This is a genomic window from Sedimentitalea sp., from assembly GCF_039973035.1.
Lineage (GTDB): Bacteria > Pseudomonadota > Alphaproteobacteria > Rhodobacterales > Rhodobacteraceae > Sedimentitalea.
In genome coordinates this window covers 17,085-38,748 of record NZ_JBDWLR010000093.1, presented here as the reverse complement: position 1 = coordinate 38,748, position 21,664 = coordinate 17,085, and the positions used below count along the sequence as shown (strand labels likewise).

Here is a 21,664-nt window from a genome sequence, read left to right as displayed (position 1 = left end):
CATGCAATATGTCTATACATAAAATGAAAGAGCGCAATATGATCTTTGCCAAACAAGCCAAGCTGTCGACCGGATGGGCCGCAAATGTCCGATTGAGTATGGATGATGGTCGGGTCACGCAGATAGAGACCAACCAAAAAGCGCAGCCATCCGATGTTTCCGTCGATACCTTGCTGCCAGCGATTGCCAACCTGCACAGCCACAGTTTTCAGCGGGCGATGGCGGGCATGACTGAATATCGGATGGCAGGCAAAGACAGCTTTTGGACATGGCGCGATCTTATGTACCGGTTCACGGCAAATCTGACGCCCGAGCATGTCGAGGCAATCGCCGCTTTCGTCTTTCTTGAGATGCAGGAAGCCGGGTATGCTAGTGTGGGTGAATTCCACTACCTGCACCACCAGCCGGGCGGCGCGCCTTATGATGATTTGGGCGAGTTGTCGGGTCGCATCGCTGCGGCTGCGGCGCAGACCGGTATTGGGCTGACCCATCTTCCGGTTCTGTATACTTATGGCGGCGCGGGTCAGGTATCGCTTCAGGACGGGCAGGCTCGGTTTGGCAATTCGGTGGATCAGTTCATCACACTTGTGGCGCGGGCCAATGAGATATTCGCGGACCTGCCAACAGATTGCCAAGTCGGAATCGCACCGCATTCGCTGCGGGCGACATCGCCTGATGATCTCAAGACGGTGTTGGGTGCACATCGTTCTGGGCCAGTTCACATGCACATCGCCGAGCAACCCAAAGAGGTCGCCGATATAGAGGGCTGGCTCGGCGCGCGGCCGGTTGACTGGTTGCTCGCCAATGTCGAGGTGACACCGGATTGGTGTCTGATTCACGCGACACACATGACCGCAGATGAAACGACGAACCTGGCCAAATCCGGTACGGTTGCCGGGCTTTGCCCTGTGACCGAGGCGAACCTCGGCGATGGACCGTTCAATGGCCCCGCATATCTGAGCGCTGGCGGAGCATTTGGCATCGGGTCGGATTCCAACGTGTTGATCTCGCTAACCGAAGAGTTGCGGACATTGGAGTATTCGCAACGCTTGCGTGACATCGCGCGCAACGTGATGGTTGTTGACGAAGGCTCGGTCGGTGAAACACTTTACTGTGGCGCGGCCATAGGCGGTGCTCAGGCATTGGGGCGAGGTGCGGGCGATATTTCTGTCGGGGGGCTGGCCGATCTGGTGGCGATTGACAGCACGGCTCCGTCACTATGTGCTCTGCGTCATGATCAGATCTTGGATGGTCTTGTGTTCGCGTCCAAGGACGATGTCGTAACCGAAGTCTGGTCCGCCGGACGACACGCAGTTCAATCCGGTCGCCACGTCAAACGCGGCGAAATCACAGCAGCCTATCGATCGGCGATGCAAAGCTTGATCGCGTCACTTTGAGACCGATAGGCCAGGCGAATTTCCAATAGGGCGTCGTCTGGTCTCAGTTGAACTGCGGCGCAGTCTTGGTCGACAATAGCCGTATCGCCAGTGGTCAGACGCGTATCATCGATCAAAGGTTCACCTGACAGAATGTGGAAGGCGAGCAGGCCATGCTTGGGACGGGCGATCTCATCTTCAAACGCGCCTTGGCGCACCAGAACATCCCCGTCGCAATGCGCCGGGTCAAACATTAAATTCAGGTCGGTCAACGGGCCACCCGTCAGACGTGAATTAACCTTGAGACCACCATCAAAGCGCACTGGTTGCCACAGTGCTGCGTCGATAGCAGCGGTCGGTGTTTCCAGGATCATCGGGCCGCCTGATACAACTGTCAGTACCCGCATCATTCCGGCAAAATCCGAAAACGGGCCATCCTGCGCGACGTCGGCGCGGCTGATCGTCCAAACGGCTTGATCGGCACGCATACCTCTGGCGATGTTGCGTGTAATGCCGCCACCGTTTTTCCATGGAACGTCGACTAGATCGCGCTGTTTTAGAATTTGCACGGATTAGCTTTCCATTTCACGTCACGCTTCACTTAGGCGGGCGGGAGGAGCCTGTACGCACGAACCCAATGGTAGGCCGTCGCGCAAACCTTCATGCCGATCAGCCGGGATAGTAATTTGGCCACGGTATCCAAGGACGGCATTCCTGCAAAACAGTTTATCGCATCAATTTGCTGGCGTCGCTTGCCAATGCCTATGACCGCATCTTTTCCAGATTGCCGATCAGTTCCTTTAACGTAGCGATGAATGTGGCATATCTGTCTGCCCCGATCGCATCGTCCAGCGCCTTGAGATGCGCCACGGCCTTTGCCTCCATCCGGGCCTGTTGCGCGATACCCTTTTCGGTCGCAACGCTCAGGTGGATCCGCCGGTCACGGGCCGACCGCAGGCGCAGGATCAATCCCTCATCTTCCATACACCGCAGCGCCTTGGTGACGCTGGACTTGTCGCGCGCCGATGCGGCGCCGATCTGGGTCTGGCTGATGCGCGGGTTACGTACGATCAGGGTGAGAATTGTGAAGTACCCCGGTTGCAGCGCGTCCGGACCCAACCGGAAACGGAAGTCTTCATAGGCGACTTCGTGGGCACGACGCAGGTACATGCCGACGAATTCATGCAGGATCCCGTGGTCCAGTGTCGCGCTGTCCGGAGCCTGTGCCGAAGTATAGGAGAGAACTTCGTCCTCTGGTGCGTCCCGGTTCTTTGGGGCAGCCATGGCTATTGCGCCAGCTCGGGCAATACCATGACAAGCCATGGGAAGGCGATGATGATGAGGATACGAACGACATCGGCCAACACAAATGGTAAAACGCCACGATACATGTCGCCCACCGACAGGTCGTCAATCACCGATTTGATGACAAACAGATTCAGACCCACGGGTGGCGTGATCAGCGACAGTTCGGTCACCATCACGGCAAAGATGCCGAACCACACCGGGTCAAAGCCCAGTTGCGTCACGATGGGGAAGAAGATCGGGATGGTCAGCAAGATCATCGACAGGCTTTCCATGAACATGCCGAGGATCAGGTAGATCACGACGATCGCCAGGATCACTGCCGTCGGTCCCAAACCCAGAGACGTGATCAGGTTCGCCAGCGCAGCCGGCAATCCAATAAGGTTCATGAAATTGGCGAACACCAGCGCCCCGATCAGCACCAAGAACAGGCTGGCGGTGGTCAGCACGGTTTCCACCAAAGAGGCGATCAATCCGCCAAAAGATAGCGACCTGCGCCACAAGGCAAAGGCCAGTGCACCGGTGGCCCCGACTCCGCCTGCCTCGGTTGGAGTAAACACGCCCTTGTACAAACCGCCGATGATGCCGAGAAACAGCAAGAGGATCGGCCCGACGCTACGCAGGTGGCGCGCCCGTTCGGCCCATGCGACGCGCGGCGCTGCGGGCGCACAGGTTGGATCGATCTGCGCCGTGATCCGGATCGCAGCGAGGTAGAGTAAGATGGCAAGACCCCCCGGCAGAATGCCGGCAATAAACAGGGAACCAATATCTGTTCCCGTGGCGATCCCGTAAAGAACCAGAATAACCGATGGGGGGATGAGAATGCCCAGTGTGCCGCCCGCCGCCACGGCAGAGGCCGCAAACCCGTCGGAATAGCCATAGCGTCGCATTTCAGGCACGGCGACCTTGGCCATGGTGGCTGCTGTGGCGAGTGACGAGCCACTGAGGGCTGAGAACCCACCGCACGCCAGAATGGTCGCCGCCGCGAGTCCTCCGCGCATATGTCCGACAAAGCCGTGACACAGGCGGTACAGGTCTTCGGACATGCGGGCTCGGGTCACGAACACGCCCATCAGAATGAACATCGGCAGGACAGACAGTTCATAGGACATGGTGGCGTTGATCGGCAATTGCCCGATCATGCCCATGGCCGTGCGTTCCGATATGTTGATCCAGATGCCTGATAGTCCGACCAGCAGCATCGCTAACGCAATGGGCATGCCACCCATCATCAGCACGAATACGCCTCCAAAGGAGATCGCGGCGATTTCCCAGACACCCATCAGAGGCTGCCCGGCTTTTCGGTCAAAGGAGGAGGGGTGCGGCGCAGCGCCTCGATTGCACAAACCAGAAACGCCAGCGCGGCGACAGCCAGCAGCACGGCCATGCCCTGTGCGATCAGCCCCTTGGGAACGCGCAATTCCATCGTTACCTCGTTGTAGGTCAACAGCCGTTCGCCCTGCAGCCAAACGCGCCAGGCGATGAACCCCATCAGAACGGTACCCATCAGATCAGAGATCAGGCTGGTTACACGCGCCAGCATCGGCGGGAATTTTTCGGCCAGAATGGTGACTGTGACGTTGCCGCGACGGCGGATCATCAAGGGCACTGCAGTGAACACGATCAGCCCCATGCCAATCTCGATCATCTCGAACCCGCCCATCAACGGTTGCCGCAGCCCATACCGCAGGACGACGCCGATGAAGGTGACGGACATCACAAAAAAGGCGATGAGGCCTGAAAGCCATGCAAAAATCAGGCATAGCCTGTCAAATAGGGTAATTGCCAATGTCACCGGGTCCTCGCCGCCTTTGGGTCTGCGTCAGAGAAAAAAGTGGCGGCACCAGTGACCCGGTGCCGCCGGAACGGGTCACTTGACCGCGTTCACTTCTTTGTCGGCGCGATAGTTTTCGACCATGTCCCGCGCGTAGGTCAGGATCTGCTGACCGTCATAGCCTTTTTCATCCGCCTGAGCGATCCACTCGGCTTCCAGCGATTTCAGCTTTTCGCGCGCGGCGGCGACATCCTCTTCGGGGAGGACGATGAATTCGACACCTTTTTCGTTGAGCTTCTTTTCTCCAACGATGTCACCATTGGTCCAGGCGAACCCAGCCAGCAATGCGATGGCCATGCCAGAGTGCTTCTCGACTGCGGCACGTTCGTCATCGGTCAGACCGTCCCAACTGTCTTGGTTGAAGGCAACCCAGAACGTGTCGGTATAGAGCCCGCCGGGAATGCGCGTGATCGACGAGATGACTGGCGTGATGCCGAAAAAGTCGATGGACTCGGACGGGAACGTGATGCCGTCCGCGACACCGCGCGACATGGCGGTTTGCGCTTCGGTCGGGGGCAGCTGCACCGGCGAGGCACCCAGTTCCGACATCATACGCCCGGTGACGTTGCCGCCAACCCGGATCGTCTTGTCCTTCAGGTCGTCCAGCTTCTCAACACGACCCTTGGCCATGTTGATATTGGGGTTGGAGTGGGTGAACAGGCCGACGACATGCGCACCTTCGTGTTCGCCGTATTCCGCGCCGAACTTCTGATAGGTCAGCCAGGACGCGGCGGAACCGGCCCAGGGATCAGGCGACATGAAGGGCAGATCCATGACCTGTGTCATTGTGAACCGGCCCGCGTTATGGCCCGAAACGCCATAGCCTACGTCAAAGGCTTGATCCAACAACAGGTCGAACTGTGCCGGCGGCGGGCCCAGCGGAGAGGTCATGATCTCGAACTTGAGCGAGCCGCCGGTCTCTTCTTCGATAGCAGTGGCCCAGGGCTGCAGGATGCCGGACACAATCAGGTGGTGCGGCGGCAACCACGAACCCACGCGAATGGTTTTGGTATCCTGCGCAAAGGCGGGCAGGGTGACGGCGCTGATCGCCGCCGCCACTGCCCATGTTGTGAATATCTTCATTTTATTCTCCCTTGTTGATAGGCGGATGTCACCGCGTGTTGGCCATGTTGATCAGAGCTTGCTCGCTCCGCTCAGTTTATAGATCTCCAGTGCGTCGGCCTCGTCACCGCCGCGCGCACTCAGCAGTCGGAATTGCTCGGCAGCCATGGCGGTGAATGGGACTGGCGAAGTACAGGATCGCGCCAGATCGCAAACCGAGTCCAGATCTTTCAGCATTGTGTAGACATGTCCCAGTGGTGGCTCGTGCTGTGCATTGATCATGCGCGGCAGGAAAATCTGCAAGGGCTTACTGTCGGCAAACCCACCGGCCAGTGCATCGGGCAGGCGCGTGGCATCGACGCCTGCGTTGGTGGCAAGGCGGGCGGCTTCGGCCAAAACGGCCATGGTGCAGCCGACAATCACCTGATTGCACAGTTTCGTCGTCTGCCCGGCGCCGGACGGCCCCATCAGCGTGAACCGCGCCGCCATCTTGAGTACGACATCTTCGACACGATCAAATGCCGCCTGATCGCCGCCCGCCATGACAGCGAGCGTTCCCGCCTCGGCCCCCGGCACGCCGCCCGACACAGGCGCGTCGATCCAGTCCATACCGGCCTCGGCTTTCAAACGCTCGGCCATCTCGCGGGATGCGTCCGGCTGAATGGATGAAAAGTCGACCAATATCGACCCTTTGCGCGCGCCGCTGGCCACGCCGTTTTCGCCGAACACGGCCTCTTGCACGGCTTTGGTATCGGTCAGGCAGAGAAAGACGATGTCCGACTTGCTGGCCACATCCGCCGGGTTGTCACCCATGGTCGCGCCCGTGTCTACCAATGGTTGCGCCTTGGCGTCGGTGCGGTTCCACACGGTCAGTCCGTATCCGGCTGCCAACAGGCGCGCCGACATTGGCAGGCCCATCAGACCGGTGCCGATATAGCCCAGCGTTGGTTTCTGTGTCATGTGTCCATCCCTTTTCTGCGGGGTGTCGGCCATTGGGCATTGCCCGGATGTGTGACAGCCCCTTCATGCGCCTGCCCGACGGTCGCCGCGTATTTGGACAGCAGGCCCGCCCGGTGGCGTGTTTCCGGCGCTGTCCAGTTGGCGCGACGGGCGTCCAGTTCTGCGTCGCTCACATCCAGAGTTATGGTCGCGGCCTTGCCGTCGATGGTAATGGTGTCGCCATTCTGGACCAGACCCATCGGCCCGCCCGACGCCGCTTCGGGTGCCGCGTGACCGATGCACATGCCGCGCGTTGCCCCCGAAAAGCGTCCGTCCGTCAACAGCGCTACTTTTTCGCCCATGCCTTGTCCGTAGATCAACGCGGTCAGGCCGAGCATTTCGCGCATGCCGGGGCCGCCGACAGGGCCTTCGTTGCGCACGATCAGCACCTGTCCGGCCTTGTAGTCGCGGCTGTGCACGGCTTCGACCGCGTCATCCTCGCTTTCAAAGACGCGCGCCGTGCCAGTGAAGGTCAACGATTTCAAACCCGCTACCTTAAGCAACGCACCATCAGGGCACAGGTTGCCCTTGAGAACGACGACGCCGCCGGACACCATGATGGCGTCAGACACGGGGCGGATGATCTCGCCATCGGGGGCGGGGGCATCAGCCACCTCTTCGGCCAGAGTGCGGCCTGTCACGGTCAATGTGTCCCCATGCATGAACCCGTGCGCGATGAGCTCCTTGATGACCACATGCGCGCCGCCGATCTCATAGACGTCCTTGGCATGGTACTTGCCACCGGGGCGCAGATTGCCAATGAAAGGCGTGCGTTGCAGAACCTCGGCCACGTCATCGGCCGTAAACTTGATGCCCGCTTCGTTTGCGATTGCCGGAATGTGCAGCGCGGTGTTGGTGGAACCGCCCGTTGCCGCGACGATGGCGCAGGCGTTTTCGAGCGCCTTGCGCGTCACGATCTCGCGCGGGAGCGGGCCGCCGCGTTCGATCATCTCCATTACCAACGCTCCGGCCCGGTGGCCGACGCCCTTGCGTTCGGAATAGACGCCCGGGATCATCGCGGAATTGGGCACCGTCAGCCCCAAGGCCTCGCTGACCATGGCCATCGTATTTGCGGTAAACTGTCCGGCGCAGGCACCGATCGTGGGTTTACACGCCTCTTCGAGTTGGGTCAGTTCGTCCTGAGTCATGGTTCCGGCCTGTACCGCGCCAACCGCCTCGTAAGCGTCCAGAACGCTGACATCCTTGCCTTGGAACCGCCCCGGCAGAGCCGAACCGCCATAGACAAACACCGATGGCACGTTGCAGCGTACCATGCCCATGATGACCCCCGGCAGCGTCTTGTCGCACCCGCCATAGCCGACGATGCCGTCATAGGCGTGGCCGTGGATCACCGCCTCGATGCTGTCGGCAATGATCTCGCGGCTGACCAGCGAGAATTTCATGCCCTCGTGGTTCATGCCGACCCCGTCAGACACCGAAATGGTGGTGAATTCACGTGGTGTGCCGCCTGCCATGGCGACGCCTTCCTTGGCATAATCGACCTGCGCATAGTGGGTCATGTTGCAGGGCGTCACTTCGCCTTTTTGACTGACCACGCCGACCATTGGCCGGGCAATTGCTTCGTCGTCCAACCCCATGGCGCGCATGAAGGCGCGGTGCGGTGTGCGGTCAATGCCATCGGTAGTGATGCGCGACCGAAGTGGCTTTTCGCGTGTCGGGGCCATGGGTAGTCACCTTTGGAGAAAGTTTCATCAAAGAACATTTATACTTGAACCAAACCACCGTTTGTCGTTTTCTGTCAACGAAGAATTTAGGGCAACGCGCATGCAATTGATCGCCAACATCTCGATGATGTTTACGGAAACAGCCATCGCTGACCGGCTGGAGGCGGCGCAACGGGCAGGCTTTGAAGGCGTCGAAATCCAGTTTCCGGAGGTTTCTGATGTTACCTCCCTTCGGGCGGCTTCGGATGCGACCGGGCTACCTGTTACGTTGATCAATGTCCCGCGCGGACCGGGCGACGCGGTTGGACTAGCTGCGTTGCCGGGGCAGGAGGATGCCTATCGCGCTGCAGTTGCTGTCTGTGCCGAGCAAGCCGAGGCGCTAGGTGTTCGCAAAGTCAATGTTCTGGCTGGCCGACCACCCAAGGATGCAGCCTATGGGGCATGTCTGGACACGTTGCGGCATAACCTGATGCACACGGCAGACGTGATGGCGAAAATTGGTGTGCGCGTTATGGTCGAGCCGGTCAATCGCGGGGATGTTCCAGGCTTTTTTCTTTCGGGGCTTGCTGACGGCTTGGCTTTGCTGGACGGCATTGATCACCCCAATCTGGCCCTGCAGTTTGATCTGTACCATATGGCGATCACCGAACCCGACCTGCCCGGCGCAATCAGGCGTGCGGGACCGTGCATCGGCCACGTACAATTCGCCGATACACCGGGTCGGAACGAGCCGGGCACCGGCGTCACCGACTTTGCCGCGGCCTTTGCCGCATTGCGGGAGATCGGTTATGACGCTGAAATCTCTGCCGAATATAATCCGCGATCCACCGCGACCGAAGGGTTGGGGTGGATGTCCGAATTCAAGAGGATGATGACATGACCGACCAATCAGGGACGATCGAGGAAATCGTGAAGGATGTAACGACAGGAGCACGGTTTGAGGCTTACGCCACACAACCGGAGCGCAATGTGGCCCAAGCCTATGAGATTCAAGACGGTGTTGTCGCGGCTCTGATGAGTTCGGGCGCGCGCGGCGAGATTGCGGGATGGAAGATTGCCGCCAATTCCCAGCAATTGTTGGAACGTTTCAAGCTTGACGAGCCGGCCTCTGGTCGGGTCTTTGCTGATCAGCGACACGACAGCCCGGCCACGTTGAACGTAGCAGACTATACCGAGTTCGCGTTCGAGCCCGAGATTGCAGCGATCATGAAATCTACGCTGGCTCCGTCCGATGCGCCGTTGCAGCCCGACGAAGTGTTGGCTGCGGTCGAGCGGTTCGTTCCCGCGATGGAGTTGCTGGACATGCGCCTGACCAATATGCCGAGCACCCATATCCCCGACGCCATCGCACAGAATATTTCCAATGTTGGCGCCGTGCTCGGCGGGCCCGGCATCACGCCCGAAGAATTGGACACGGCAAATATCCGCACGACGCTGACCATCGGCGGGAAAGTCGAACATGACGTCACCGGGGCCGCGCCGCAATCACCCTTGGACGCGGTAGCCTGGTTGGCGAGTCATCTCGCCGCGCGTTGCTTGACGCTGGAGGCCGGCCAGATCGTCTTGTGCGGAACACACAGCCCAATCTGGTTCCATCGGGGAACCGGCGAAATCGAAGTCGAAATGTCCGGGTTGGGCAAGGTGTCTGTCACGCTGATCTGACCCTTCGGTTGCCGGCCTCGGTCTGGCTATTTGGGGAAACACACGGCAAAGAGCGTCGGCACTACCGAATGACCTTTGCGTCCAAACGAGGCCGAACTGCGCTCGCAATTTCAAGTGAATTCAATCAAGCTCTGCTGCTGCGCGTCTGATGAGGGCGCTTAAGGCCTCGAAACGTGCGAATTCTGATCGTCCTTTACGGGACAAAAGCCACAGGTCGTGAAATCGCCGTTTTGGCAGTTGGAGGATCGCCAAATCCTGCTTTTTGGCAAACGCATCGATGCCAGATTTCGGTAAAATCGTATACCCCAGCCCCTGCGCGACCGGAATGGGGATTTGGCCGATCTGATTGATGTAAGTCCTTGTATTCAAGCGGTCGGCACCTTTGTAGACTTTGGAGAAATTCAACGAGAACAGGTCATCTGCATAGGCATACCCATCAGGGTGCGCGACAAAACCGAGGTCGTCCAATTCGCATAGATCAGGTCCTTGCGTCGCAAAGGACCGCGGGACGACTAAACACAACTCTTCACGGGCGAGCTTGACCGCGTCCAATCTGGGATGGTGTATCTGTTCCGCTACAACCCCGAGGTCGAGGTTCCCGTTCAATACATCTGTTACAATACTGGTATGCGGCGCGGCGGTAACGCGCATAATCAGGTTCGGCGCTTGGTGCATCCGGTCAAGAAGGCGCGGATAAAGCCACATGGCAAAACTGCCTGAACACCCGATACTGATGTCACCGGTGTCTGGATCATCGACTTGAAGAGTCTCTGTCAGACGACGCTCTTGTTCGCGCCGCGAGAGTCCGACCAAGAGAACGGCCTCGCCCGCAGGTGTGACTGTAAAGGACTTGCCGTCTTGCGAGATCAGCGGCTGGCCGACCTGAGCCTCCAGTTTTCGCAGATGCTGTGACACACCGGGCTGCGTCATTCCAAGAAGTTCCGCCGTCCGCGTGAAATGGCCGACGTCACAGAGTGTCGTGAAGGTTTCAAGCCAGGTCGCGTTGAGCATCCATCCCACCAAACTTTATCAAAATCATATCAAATGATAATTTTTCATCATGGCGCGGTCTATCTATATTTCTTTCAACCGCTTTGAAAGGAAACACCATGAAGCCCACACCACGAACATTCTCGCATATCGGTCTTTCGGTTCCGGATTTGGACAAGGCTGTCGAATTCTACCGTGATGTTCTCGGATTCTATGTGATCATGGAACCAACTGAAATCATCGAAGACGATAGCGATATCGGCCAGATGTGTACGGATGTCTTTGGCAAAGGCTGGAGTCGCATCCGTATCGCGCATCTTGCGACGGCAGATCGTATAGGGTTTGAACTCTTCGAATTCGAAGGGAACGAGACACCGAACGACAATCTGAACTTCAGACAGAACGGCATGTTTCATTTCGCCATTCAGGACCCAAACCTTGAGGATCTGCTTGCGAAAATCGTAGCGGCCGGAGGGAAACAGCGCATGCCTGTGCGTGAATATTTCCCCGACGAAAAGCCCTATCGCATGGTCTATGTCGAAGATCCGTTCGGGATCGTGTTCGAACTCTACAGTCATAGCTACGAGCTGACATACTCAAACGGCGCATACTCTTGAGCCTGCCGCTGAACAGGGACCAACTTGAAAGGGCCGTCCGCTCGACATAGTCCCTGCTAGATTGTCGGGCCAATATTGGCCGCTCTCCGAGCGGCCGTAGCGCCCCCGCGTTCGGGAATTGGTACAACAAGTCTAAGATGCCCTGTTGACGACGCCCAAAGGTAAGCCGAAGTGTCAAAGATCGACGATTGCGACAGGGCAGAAAAGATTGCGATCGATCACTCAAAAGCGGGCGTTGGTCGAAATCGACGGCGGCTTCGATCTGATGCATCAGGAAGAAAACAACCGTTCGGTCGGGGATTTCTACGCGGCTTCCTCGACGGTGCTTGAATATCAGCTCGTTGCATCGATCAAACGACGCCTCACGCTGCGGCGATTGCGCCCTTCAAGCTGATAACCAATGCTTCGGCATAACCACTGGCGACATGAATGCGAAATCTGTTTTCTGCGTCATATCTGTATAAAAAAACACCAAGACCAAATACAATCCGTGCTGTGGATTTGGAAGGTATGTTCAAGTTCAGCTCGGCGCCGCGTTTTAGGACCTCCAGTGATTTTTCGCCGCTCATGTCCAACACAGCATAAGCGTCGCTGGCGTCGGAGACTGCCTGGCAGCTGTCTTCATGCCAACCTTCCGCTACCGCCGGACCGTTAACCAGCAGAACGCGATCCCGGCGGATTGAGAGCGCATAGCTCTCGTCCGCCACAATGTCTGGCCAGCTTGCGATTGATTGTTCTGTTTGGGTCAGAACACGCGATCCCGATAGCAGCGTCTGCCGCGAGACGGCGGCAGGGACAAGCGTTATGCCGTTTGCCGCATGGACGTAGCCGTTAGGGTCAGCAGCGTCCCATCTTTCACTGTCGTCACGCATTAAGTCGCTCTCCTTTGAGATCGAACGCGCAAGGCGCGCATATCGTGGCCTTTTGAGTCTCGCCCAAATGCCAGACCGTGATGGTTTCCCCGATCCGTGACGCCCCGTTTTCGACCAGCCCGAGAGCAATGGGATGGCCAAGTGTCGGACTGTCGTAGCTGGAGGTAACATAGCCCAGCGACCGAAGTGGTGAGCCCTCGACGAGATGGGCGCCAGTGGGCAAAGGGGTCGCGTCCGGAGTAACGGCGAGCCCGACCAGCGTCTTGCGGTTGGTTGCATTGGCCTTGTCGCAGTGCAGGCTGCGGTCGCCGATGAAAGCCGCAGCCTTCCTGAGACGGGGAATGCCAAAGCCCAGATCATGGGGCATGGTTTCGCCATCGGTGTCCTTGCCGACCATGATATAGCCCTTTTCGGCGCGCAGGATCGAAAGCGCCTCGATTCCAATCGGCGCAGCTCCCTGCGCGGTGCCAGCCTTGATCACGGCATCCCAGAGCGCGGGGACCTTGGTCCGCCGAATGGAGAGCTCATAGCTGAGATCGCCGGTGAAACTGACCCGCGCGACCCGCAGGAGGGAGTCTTTGAAACGCGTCTCTCGCAAGGTCATATGCGGAAAGGTTTCGCGGCACAGGTCAACGTCAAGCGCCAGCGCGGCAAGGATCTCGCGCGCTTTAGGGCCTGCGACGGTGATCGTCGCCCAATGCTGTGTCAGATCATGGATGAATATTCGGTCGGGGTCATTGCCGTCCTGCCGCCATGCCTCAAGATGCATGGATACGCTATCGACATGGCTGGACGAGCAGGAGATGACAAAACGGTCCTGACCCAGCCGGGCAATCACCCCGTCATCCATGACGATTCCACCTTCGGTCAGCATAAAGCCATAGCGGATGTGGCCCGGTTTCAGGGTGCGGATCGTGTTGTAGTAGATGAAATTTACAAATGCCTCGGCGTCTGGTCCCATCACTTCGATCTTGCCAAGAGGCGAGGCATCGAAGATCCCTGCCGAGGCGCGTGCGGTCAGAACCTCTTGGCGGATCAGGTCCTTGGCCTCGCCCTTGCCGTACCATGCGGGCCGCAACCAGCCACCAAACTCTCCTAGCGCAGCCTCGGCCGCACGGTGCTGAGGTTCTAACGCGAGACGCTTGAGCGGATGCCAGAGCTGTTTTGTATGCAGACCGTGATACATCTCAAGCGGCATCGGCACGAATGGCGGGCGAAAAGTTGTCGTGCCGACCTCGGGCAGCGGGCGTCCCTGCACAGCAGCCATCGCCGCCAACCCCGCCATGTTCGAAGTCTTGCCCTGATCGGACGCCATGCCAAGGGTAGTGTAGCGTTTGAGATGTTCGACCGAGACATAGTTCTCGCGCGCGGCGAGTTCGACGTCCTTGAGCGTCACGTCATGTTGGAAATCGATCCATTGCCGCCCCTTGCTGCCGGGATCGGGCCAGAGCGGGGCAAGCATATAACTGGTCGACGACACGCCCGGAGTGTTGCCATCCCCGGCCGCTCGGGCCTCGGACAAGGATACGTCAAGATCAAACGCCCCGTTCACGGCACCGACTGCAACCATTCCATCCGGTGCCGTGCCGGGCAGGAACGCTTGTCGCGCTTCGCACCAATCCAGCTTGCCGCCCGCATGACGCCACAGATGCACAAGAGGGTTCATCCCGCCCGAAGCGAGGATCGTATCGACATCATGGTGCCTCGCCCCTTGGGCTATCCCCTTGATCTGCTTGCCACCCAATGCCCGCAAGCGGCCATCATCGGGGTTCAAGCGTAGAATCTGAGTACCGGCGTTCGTCAGGAGAACTTCAGCCGCATCGGCCAGGCTTTTGTTAGAGACCAGCGCAATCCGGTGTCCTGCAAGTACACCGTAGCGCGCTAAATACTCGCAGGCCCCGTCCACAGACATCACACCGGGACGGTCGTTCCCCGCGAAAGTGATGGGCCGATCAAGGGCGCCGGTGGCGAGGACGATACGGTCCGCGCGCATCCGGCGCAGGCGCGGCGCGGTGCCAAAGATGCCATTTTCGGCAAGTCCGACCAAGCCGTGATCATAGACGCCGAATGCCGTTGTCTTGGTCAGGATGCGCCCACCCGCAGATGTGATCGCGCGGACTTGTTCCGCAATCCAATCAGCAGGCGCGAGGCCTTCGACCTTTGGCATCTGGTGCAGGCCGCCGCCCAGCACTGGGTGATCATCAACCAGCACAACGTCCTTGCCTGCCTCGGCCGCCGTGCGGGCTGCCGCAAGCCCCGCAGCACCGCCGCCGACCACCAGCACCTCGCAGTGTTCATGGATTTGATCCGCGCTGTAACGTTCGGGCACTTCACGGCTGATATCGCCCAGACCCGCCATCTTGCGGATCATCGGCTCGAACAGGTGCCAGTTGGGCCACATGAATGTCTTGTAGTAAAATCCGGCACTCAACCAGCGGTGCAACACATCCAGACCGCTTTTGATATCAAAGGCCGCCGAGGGCCAGGCATTGACCGCACGGGCCTGCATGCCATCAACAAGCGGTGTCGTGGTTGCCGGACAATTAGGAAATGTTTGCCCGTTCAGCGTTACGGTCATGATCGCATTGGGATCATCGACCCACGCCCCCCCACGGCCCACGAGCGCGGTGGTATTTAAAGCTTCGCCCCATGACGCGTACGCCATTGGCAAGCAGAGCAGAAGCAAGGGTATCACCTGCAAAGCCTTGATAATCGCGGCCATCAAAGGAGAACCGCAGTGGTTGCGCGCGGTCGATCAATGCGACCCGAGATGTACGATGCGAGGTCATTCTGCATCCTCTCTCAAGGATTGGCTGCCCAGCACTTGCATGGTCACGCTGTCGCGCTCCATCTCAAAGAGTTCGGAACAGGTCAGATGCATCCAGACCTCGCGCACGAGGCCCTTGTCGTTGCGCTGCGCGTAAAGGTAGGTGGCCCAGTCCTGCTCAACGACCTTTTCAGTGGTTTCGGGTCTGAGCTTGCCCAGTTCGCCTGCAAAGTGGAACTCGGTCTCGTTGCGGGGGCCGCAAAAGGGGCATGGAAAAATCTGCATGTGCCTGTCCTAATGTGCGATGCCAGAGGCCGCGCCTTCGTCGATCAGATGACCCGTGACGAACCGGTTGCGGTCAAACGGGCGACTGATCTCGTGGTGGGTGCCGGTCGCGAGGATGTGGGCAAATAGATATCCGCCCGCCGGGATCGCCTTGAACCCACCCGTACCCCAGCCGCAGTTGAGATACAGCCCGTCGACGCCGGACGGACCGATGATGGGCGAACTGTCGGGTGTCACGTCCACGATGCCCGCCCAATGACGCAGCAATTTGACCGACGCGAGCGCGGGCATCATTTCCACCAATCCGGCCAACACGGTTTCCTGCACCGGCAGATTGCCGCGTTGCGCGTAAGACGGGATCCGGTCCAGCCCGCCACCGATCACCAACCCACCCTTGTCGGATTGGCTGACGTAGGTGCCGTAAGGCGGGCAGAGAACGACCGTATCCAGAACCGGCTTGAGCGGTTCCGACACAAAAGCCTGCAAGGCGTAAGAGGTGATCGGCAGGTCATACCCGGCCATCTTGGCAAGGACCGAGGAATGCCCGGCCACGGCCGCGCCCACAACACCGGCACGAATGTCGCCTTGTGACGTGTGAACGCCGACACAACGCCCGGCCTCAAAGATGAAATCCTGAACCTCGCAATTCTGGATGATGTCGACGCCCAAGGCGTCTGCCGCCCGCGCATAGCCCCATGCAACAGCGTCATGCCGTCCGGTGCCTGCGCGGGGTTGCAGCACGCCACCATGGATCGGCGCACGCATATCTGCGCCGAAGTTAAGCAAGGGTGCCCGCTTGCGAACCTGATCGCGGTCGAGCAGTTCCGCATCAACCCCGTTGAGCCGCATGGCGTTGACCTGCCGCGCCGCCATTTCCATTTCGGGGTCAGAATGCGCGGTCACCACCATGCCCCGCTGCGAGAACATGACGTTATAGTTCAGATCGCGCGACAGGTTTTCATAGAGCCTGACCGAGAGATCATAGAGCGCCGCACTTTCGGGATAGAAATAGTTCGATCTGATCACCGTGGTATTACGTCCGGTATTGCCGCCGCCCAGCCAGCCTTTTTCGACCACCGCGACATTGGTCAGGCCGTGGTTCTTGGCAAGGTAATATGCGGTCGCCAAGCCGTGGCCGCCAGCCCCGATGATCACGGCATCATAAGAGGGTTTAGGGACAGGAGAGCGCCATGCCTTGCCCCAGCCGGTGTGACCGCGCAAACCTTCGCGGAGCAGGTTGAAAGCAGAATAACGTTTCATTGTGTGTTCAGGTCGATCACGAAATCACGCAGATCGGCAATCACCTGTGGATCAGGGTCAACCCCTGTAAAGCCGCGCAGATAACCTTCGAGCCGTGCGATCCGTTCCGACATCGGTTCGCGCAGTTCCAGCGCATGATAGCCAAGCTGCATGAAATAGAGAATGCGCGCGCGGGTATCAGCGTCATATTCAGAGTATCCAAAGCGTTCAAACATGGCGCTGAGGGCCTTGAGGCGTGCCGCATCGGCAGCGTCGATGCGTTGACGCACCGCACCGTCCCGGCGCGACCATTCCCTGACTGCAAAGTCCAGTCCGTGATCAAACAATCCCGGGTCTAAAAAGCAGCGAAAGAAGTTGCAGACAGCTTCAGAAATGGAGTCGGCAGGCGCCTCAACGCTTTCCACAATCGACCTTGTGTTTCGGTTTTCCCAGTCGTCCAGCAATGCTTCGAGCAGGTGTTTGCGGCTCTTGAAGTAGCCATAAAAGCTGGAACGGGACACCTCAAGGCGCCTGCCGAGCGCCAGAACCTTGACCTCGGCGACTCCCTCGCTGACGAGGACGTCGCGCGCCACGTTCAGCCAGTCTTCGCGTGTGACCTTTACATGGCCGACCAGCGGGTCCTTGTCCGGGTCATCCCGATGTAAAAGCGGTGTAAGTCTTGCGGGCATATCAGCTCTCCGTCGGTGCACCGCCCTCAGCGGTGCGCTTTTCTATGAAGGCATCTAAGGCCTCGGCCTTAGCTTCGTCGATGTCAGGGCGGTTGTCCGCGGCAAGAATACCTTTCCAGACCGCCGTGGCGCGGGTGTTGGCATCAGGCGCGCCGTGTTCCGTCCACGTCCCGAAATTGGCGTAATCATGTACGACGGGTTCGTAGAACGCCGTGTCATACCGCGCCATCGTCTGACTGGTGGCAAAAAAATGCCCGCTTGGGTCCACTTCGCTGATCGCCGCCTCAAACCCGATTTCGTCAGCGCTTGCGGTGTTGCCCGCGCAAAGTTCGGCGATCATGTTCAAGACTTCGACATCGGTAATCAGCTTTTCGTAAGAGACGGTCAGCCCGCTTTCGAGCCAGCCTGCGGAATGGATGACCACTGACGCACCCGCCATGAGACAGCCCCAAAGCCCCATCTGGTTCTCGTTCGCCGCCTGTACGTCGTTAAGATTGGAGGCGGACCCTGCTGCCGACCTCCATGGCAGACCGATGAAGCGAGCAAGCTGCCCGGCGGCTAGACTTGCCTGAAAGTGAGTGGGGGTGCCAAGCGCGGGCGCGCCCGATTTCATGTCCACATTCGAGGTGAAGGTGCCGTAGCAGATCGGCGCGCCGGGACGGACAAGCTGGTTCAGGGTGATCGCGGCCAACACCTCGGCATGGCTAAGCGTGATGGCCCCGGCCACGGTGATCGGCGCCATGGCCCCCATCAGGGTAAACGGCGTGACGATCGGCATCTGGCCATAGCGCGCAAAGTCGATCAGCCCCTGCGCCATGGGAATGTCCAGCGTACGAGGGCTGTTGGTGTTAATGATCGTGTAGCAGTAAGGGTTGGCCTGAAACGCGTCGTCTGACAGCCCGCGGAAGTCTTTCAGCATTTTAAAGCTGTCCATGACTTGTGGCGTGCCGCGCGAAAAGAAGAATGGGAATTTGTCGGTCAGGGTCAGCTGCGCCTCAACCGTGAAATAGTGGCGCAGGTTGGTTGGTATATCCTGAGGTTCGACTAGCGGAGAAACCATTTGGAAGACGTCAAAATGGTGGGTGAGCTGAATCAATTCGCGGAAATCGCTGCCACTGCCGGGCCGGCGTCCGCGCTCAAGATCGGTTGCATTCGGGCAGCCAGCACCGGGTTGGAAGGTCAGACAGCCCAGCTCCATGTTTATGTCGCGCGCCCGCGCCCCGGCCATGCAGTTGATCGATTTCGGGGCCGAAGCGAGTGCCGCCTTCACCATATCATGCCCGAGATAGACCATCTGGCTGACTTCATCGACCCGCGCGCCGCCTTGCGCATAGATTTTGCGCGCTTCGGGCAAGAGGATCTTGACGCCTAGCTCTTGAAGAATGCGCAGGGCGGTTTGATGCATGTTCTCGATCTCGTCGTCCGAGAACACGTTCATCGTGGGAAAGGGGTTGCGCAACTTGCTGTAGTTGACTGCGCGTTTTGAGGGGGGTGGCTTGCCATCGCCGCGCCCGCGTCGCCTCCTTGCCCGTGGTTCTGGCGGGGTTTCGGGTGTCATCCTGCGCCTCGCATTCCTTTGCCTTCGGCGTCATAAGGAGAGGCCGAAATCACCCGCGCGGGACGTTCGGCACCAACGATATGCACGGCCAATTCGGTCCCTTCGGTGCTGGCCGTTCGGTCGATCATGGCCATTGCCAGCGATTTGCCTACCGTATGACCATAGCCGCCCGAGGTGACAAAGCCTACCAATGTGCCGTTTTTCCAGACTGGCTCATACCCGCTGGCATCGGCATCCGATGCGTCGATTTCCAGCGTCACGATAATCTGTTCCGGGCCAGTACCATCACGTTCTATCAAAGCCGCGTCGCGTCCGATGAAGTCGGATTTGCTCCAATCGATCCAGCGATCCATACCGGTCTGCGCCGCTGTATAGCCTTGGGTAAACTCCGCGCCCCAGATGCCGAAACTCTTTTCCAACCGCAGACTGAGCAACGCGTTGAAGCCGACCTCGCGCAATCCGAGATCCGCGCCTGCTGCCAGAAAGGTCTCGCGCAACGTGATGTGTTCTGCGGCCGAACAGTGGATCTCGTACCCCAATTCACCAGAAACCGAGAGCCGCCCGACCTTGGCGCGGATCAGGCCGACGTCAAAGGTGCCGCATCCCATGAACGGCAGGTCGGCAATCGGGCCATCCGTCAGCTTTTCCAGAACCTTCAAGCTGTTGGGCCCGGACAGGCTGAAGCCGACGATTGCATCGGAGATGTCGCGAAGGATCACGTTTTCGCTCATATGATCGGTAAACCAGCGCATGTGCCATTCGCGCAGGTAATAGCTGCCCATGATCCACCAGGTACCGTCACCCCAGTTGAATATGGTTAGGTCACCCTTCAACTTGCCTTCGGGGGACAGCATCGGGGCGAGGCGGGCGCGACCGGGGGCCGGCAGTTTGGAAGCCATGATTTTATTCAGCCATGCCTCTGCTCCAGCGTCCGAAACCTCAAAGCGCGAGAAGCCCGAGATGTCCAACAGGCCGACAGCCTCCCGCACAGCTTTGCACTCCTCCGCGATGATCGCGTGGGCGTTCGAGCGTTTGAGGGTCGGCGTTTCGACAAAATCTTCGGAGGGCGCAAAGTAGAGCGGCACCTCCAGCCCCCAGCTTGCGCCCCAACGGCACCCTGCCGCCGTCATGTCGGAATAGGCGGGGGCTTTCTTAAGTGGGCGACCAGCAGGCAGCTGTTCGTTGGGGTAGGTCATCACGAACCTGCGGGTATAGAATTGCCCGGTGGTCTGTTTGATGTATTCCTTGTTCGCCGCATAGGGGCCGAACCGTGCCACATCCATGCCAAAGACATCGGCCTCGGGTTCGCCGTGGATCATCCATTCGGCCAGCGATTTGCCGACGCCGCCGCCCTGAAGAAACCCAGCCATCACACCACAGGCGCACCAATAGCCGGGCTTGCCCCGTACGGGCCCAACCAGCGGATTGCCGTCGGGGGCAAAGGTAAAGGCCCCGTTGACCCAGGTTTTCACGCCGACATTCTGCAACGCCGGATAGCGTTCAAAGCCGAGCGTAAGCTCTTTTTCAATCCGGTCGGTATCTTCCTGTTGCAACTCGAACCCATATTCCCACGGCGCGCCATCCATCATCCAGTGTTCGTGATCGATTTCGTAGATCCCCAGCAACATGCCCTGCTGGTCCTGCCGCATGTAGGTAAAGCCTTCAAGGTCGACCGTCAGAGGCATTTCCTTGTCGAGCGCTGCGACCTCGGGGATCGTGTCAGAGATGAGATAGTGGTGGTTGAGCGGGGAAACCGGCAGTTCGATCCCCGCCATGCGGCCAACCTGTTTGGCCCAGAGACCCCCGGCATTGACAACATGTTCGGCATGAATCGTGCCTTTTTCGGTCACGACATTCCAGCCATCGTTGGTCTGGATCAGCTCCAGCACCCGGTTATGTTCGATCACTTCGGCGCCGTGTTTCTTGGCGGCCCCAGCGTAGGCATGCACTGTGCCTGTGGTGTCGACGTACCCTTCACGGTCGGCAAACATGCCACCCAGAATGCCATGGGTCGACACCAGCGGGTTCAACTCTCCGGCTTCCTTCGGCGTTATCAGCCGCACATCGTCGATGCCGATAGATTGAAAAGTGCGGTAAGCAGATTGCAGCCATTCCCACCGATCCGGAGTGCCGGCCAGCGTCATGCCACCCGTCATATGCATCCCGACCGACTGCCCTGATTCCTTTTCGATCTCCGACAGCAGATCAATCGTATAGGCCTGAAGCGATGCAATGTTGGGATCTGCGTTCAGGGCATGAAATCCGCCCGCCGCATGCCAGCTTGAGCCTGCGGTCAAAACGTTGCGCTCGATCAGGCAGACGTCTTTCCAGCCGAATTTTGCCAAGTGGTACAAAACCGAAGCGCCGACAACGCCGCCTCCGATCACCACGGCACGGTAATGTGACTGCATTGGTCTTCTCCCTGATTTTCGCTGTGTCTCTTGAGTATGCAGGTCACAGCTGACGCAATAGACAATAATGTCTTTTGATCGTGACCCCAATTGGACACTCTTGTCTAGTGCTAATATTGCGCCAAAAAAAGGCTTGATCCTTAGGGAAGCGATATACAGATAGTTACAAACCGAAGGGCAGGGCCACTGCAACTAATATGGTTCGTAAGACATGGGCAATACAGTTTTACGCAGATCAAAAAATCCTTATTGACAGAATTAGACAGTTCTGCCCAGTGTGGGCTCACAACAGGATTCGGCGCACCGTTGCGTC

General features: G+C 58.8%; 20 protein-coding genes. 5 read left to right on the top strand and 15 right to left on the bottom strand.

What is annotated here, in order from left to right:
* Positions 1–38 precede the first annotated feature (38 nt).
* Positions 39–1,397: a formimidoylglutamate deiminase gene (locus ABJO75_RS24740; RefSeq protein WP_348129130.1), complete on the top strand. Its 1,359-nt coding sequence runs from the start codon at positions 39–41 to the stop codon at positions 1,395–1,397.
* Here the strand turns inward: ABJO75_RS24740 and ABJO75_RS24735 are convergent.
* From ABJO75_RS24735 to ilvD, 7 genes are all read right to left on the bottom strand, one after another.
* Entirely contained in the window at positions 1,358–1,945 is a 588-nt protein-coding gene (locus ABJO75_RS24735; protein ID WP_348129127.1) for a HutD family protein, read from the bottom strand. The two genes, ABJO75_RS24740 and ABJO75_RS24735, sit on opposite strands and share 40 nt — an antisense overlap.
* Before the next feature lie 193 nt (positions 1,946–2,138).
* Complete coding sequence (locus ABJO75_RS24730; protein ID WP_348129124.1) at positions 2,139–2,660, bottom strand: MarR family transcriptional regulator; 522 nt, start codon at positions 2,658–2,660, stop codon at positions 2,139–2,141.
* A gap of 2 nt (positions 2,661–2,662) precedes the next feature.
* Positions 2,663–3,964, bottom strand: coding sequence for a TRAP transporter large permease (locus ABJO75_RS24725; protein WP_348129122.1), 1,302 nt, complete (start codon positions 3,962–3,964; stop codon positions 2,663–2,665).
* Positions 3,964–4,470: a TRAP transporter small permease gene (locus tag ABJO75_RS24720; protein ID WP_348129119.1), complete on the bottom strand. Its 507-nt coding sequence runs from the start codon at positions 4,468–4,470 to the stop codon at positions 3,964–3,966. Before ABJO75_RS24720 ends, ABJO75_RS24725 begins: the two co-directional genes overlap by 1 nt.
* A gap of 81 nt (positions 4,471–4,551) precedes the next feature.
* The gene (locus ABJO75_RS24715; protein ID WP_348129117.1) at positions 4,552–5,598 is read right to left on the bottom strand and encodes a TRAP transporter substrate-binding protein; all 1,047 of its coding nucleotides are present in this window, start codon (positions 5,596–5,598) and stop codon (positions 4,552–4,554) included.
* Positions 5,599–5,649: 51 nt separating this feature from the next.
* Positions 5,650–6,537 carry an NAD(P)-dependent oxidoreductase gene (locus ABJO75_RS24710; protein WP_348129115.1) on the bottom strand — a complete coding sequence of 296 codons (888 nt, stop codon included), beginning with the start codon at positions 6,535–6,537 and terminating at the stop codon, positions 5,650–5,652.
* Complete coding sequence (ilvD, locus tag ABJO75_RS24705; RefSeq protein ID WP_348129112.1) at positions 6,534–8,261, bottom strand: dihydroxy-acid dehydratase; 1,728 nt, start codon at positions 8,259–8,261, stop codon at positions 6,534–6,536. Before ilvD ends, ABJO75_RS24710 begins: the two co-directional genes overlap by 4 nt.
* A gap of 100 nt (positions 8,262–8,361) precedes the next feature.
* Here ilvD and ABJO75_RS24700 point away from each other — a divergent pair, with 100 nt between their 5' ends.
* The gene (locus ABJO75_RS24700) at positions 8,362–9,141 is read left to right on the top strand and encodes a TIM barrel protein (protein ID WP_348129109.1); all 780 of its coding nucleotides are present in this window, start codon (positions 8,362–8,364) and stop codon (positions 9,139–9,141) included.
* Positions 9,138–9,923: a fumarylacetoacetate hydrolase family protein gene (locus ABJO75_RS24695; RefSeq protein ID WP_348129106.1), complete on the top strand. Its 786-nt coding sequence runs from the start codon at positions 9,138–9,140 to the stop codon at positions 9,921–9,923. Before ABJO75_RS24700 ends, ABJO75_RS24695 begins: the two co-directional genes overlap by 4 nt.
* Positions 9,924–10,043: 120 nt before the next feature.
* Here the strand turns inward: ABJO75_RS24695 and ABJO75_RS24690 are convergent, their stop codons facing one another.
* Positions 10,044–10,934 carry a LysR family transcriptional regulator gene (locus ABJO75_RS24690; RefSeq protein WP_348129103.1) on the bottom strand — a complete coding sequence of 297 codons (891 nt, stop codon included), beginning with the start codon at positions 10,932–10,934 and terminating at the stop codon, positions 10,044–10,046.
* A 98-nt stretch (positions 10,935–11,032) separates the two neighbouring features.
* Here ABJO75_RS24690 and ABJO75_RS24685 point away from each other — a divergent pair, with 98 nt between their 5' ends.
* Together ABJO75_RS24685 and ABJO75_RS24680 are read left to right on the top strand one after the other, a co-directional pair.
* Positions 11,033–11,530 carry a lactoylglutathione lyase family protein gene (locus ABJO75_RS24685; protein ID WP_348129100.1) on the top strand — a complete coding sequence of 166 codons (498 nt, stop codon included), beginning with the start codon at positions 11,033–11,035 and terminating at the stop codon, positions 11,528–11,530.
* A 145-nt stretch (positions 11,531–11,675) separates the two neighbouring features.
* The gene (locus ABJO75_RS24680) at positions 11,676–11,924 is read left to right on the top strand and encodes a hypothetical protein (RefSeq protein WP_348129098.1); all 249 of its coding nucleotides are present in this window, start codon (positions 11,676–11,678) and stop codon (positions 11,922–11,924) included.
* Here ABJO75_RS24680 and ABJO75_RS24675 read toward each other — a convergent pair.
* The 7 genes from ABJO75_RS24675 to ABJO75_RS24645 form a co-directional block, all read right to left on the bottom strand.
* Positions 11,893–12,402 (bottom strand): hypothetical protein, encoded by a 510-nt coding sequence (locus tag ABJO75_RS24675; RefSeq protein WP_348129095.1) that lies wholly within the window; start codon positions 12,400–12,402, stop codon positions 11,893–11,895. The genes ABJO75_RS24680 and ABJO75_RS24675 overlap by 32 nt on opposite strands.
* Positions 12,395–15,124, bottom strand: coding sequence for a glycine cleavage T C-terminal barrel domain-containing protein (locus tag ABJO75_RS24670; protein ID WP_348129093.1), 2,730 nt, complete (start codon positions 15,122–15,124; stop codon positions 12,395–12,397). Before ABJO75_RS24670 ends, ABJO75_RS24675 begins: the two co-directional genes overlap by 8 nt.
* A 63-nt stretch (positions 15,125–15,187) precedes the next feature.
* A complete protein-coding gene (locus ABJO75_RS24665) occupies positions 15,188–15,454 on the bottom strand; it encodes a sarcosine oxidase subunit delta (protein WP_348129091.1) in 267 nt (88 codons plus the stop codon).
* 9 nt (positions 15,455–15,463) lie between these two features.
* A complete protein-coding gene (locus tag ABJO75_RS24660; RefSeq protein WP_348129088.1) occupies positions 15,464–16,714 on the bottom strand; it encodes a sarcosine oxidase subunit beta family protein in 1,251 nt (416 codons plus the stop codon).
* Positions 16,711–17,382 carry a TetR/AcrR family transcriptional regulator gene (locus ABJO75_RS24655; protein ID WP_348129085.1) on the bottom strand — a complete coding sequence of 224 codons (672 nt, stop codon included), beginning with the start codon at positions 17,380–17,382 and terminating at the stop codon, positions 16,711–16,713. The genes ABJO75_RS24660 and ABJO75_RS24655 overlap by 4 nt, the downstream gene beginning before the upstream one ends.
* Before the next feature lies 1 nt (position 17,383).
* Positions 17,384–18,940 carry a trimethylamine methyltransferase family protein gene (locus tag ABJO75_RS24650; RefSeq protein ID WP_348129082.1) on the bottom strand — a complete coding sequence of 519 codons (1,557 nt, stop codon included), beginning with the start codon at positions 18,938–18,940 and terminating at the stop codon, positions 17,384–17,386.
* Positions 18,937–21,351 carry an FAD-dependent oxidoreductase gene (locus ABJO75_RS24645; RefSeq protein WP_348129080.1) on the bottom strand — a complete coding sequence of 805 codons (2,415 nt, stop codon included), beginning with the start codon at positions 21,349–21,351 and terminating at the stop codon, positions 18,937–18,939. Before ABJO75_RS24645 ends, ABJO75_RS24650 begins: the two co-directional genes overlap by 4 nt.
* Positions 21,352–21,664: the final 313 nt, after the last annotated feature.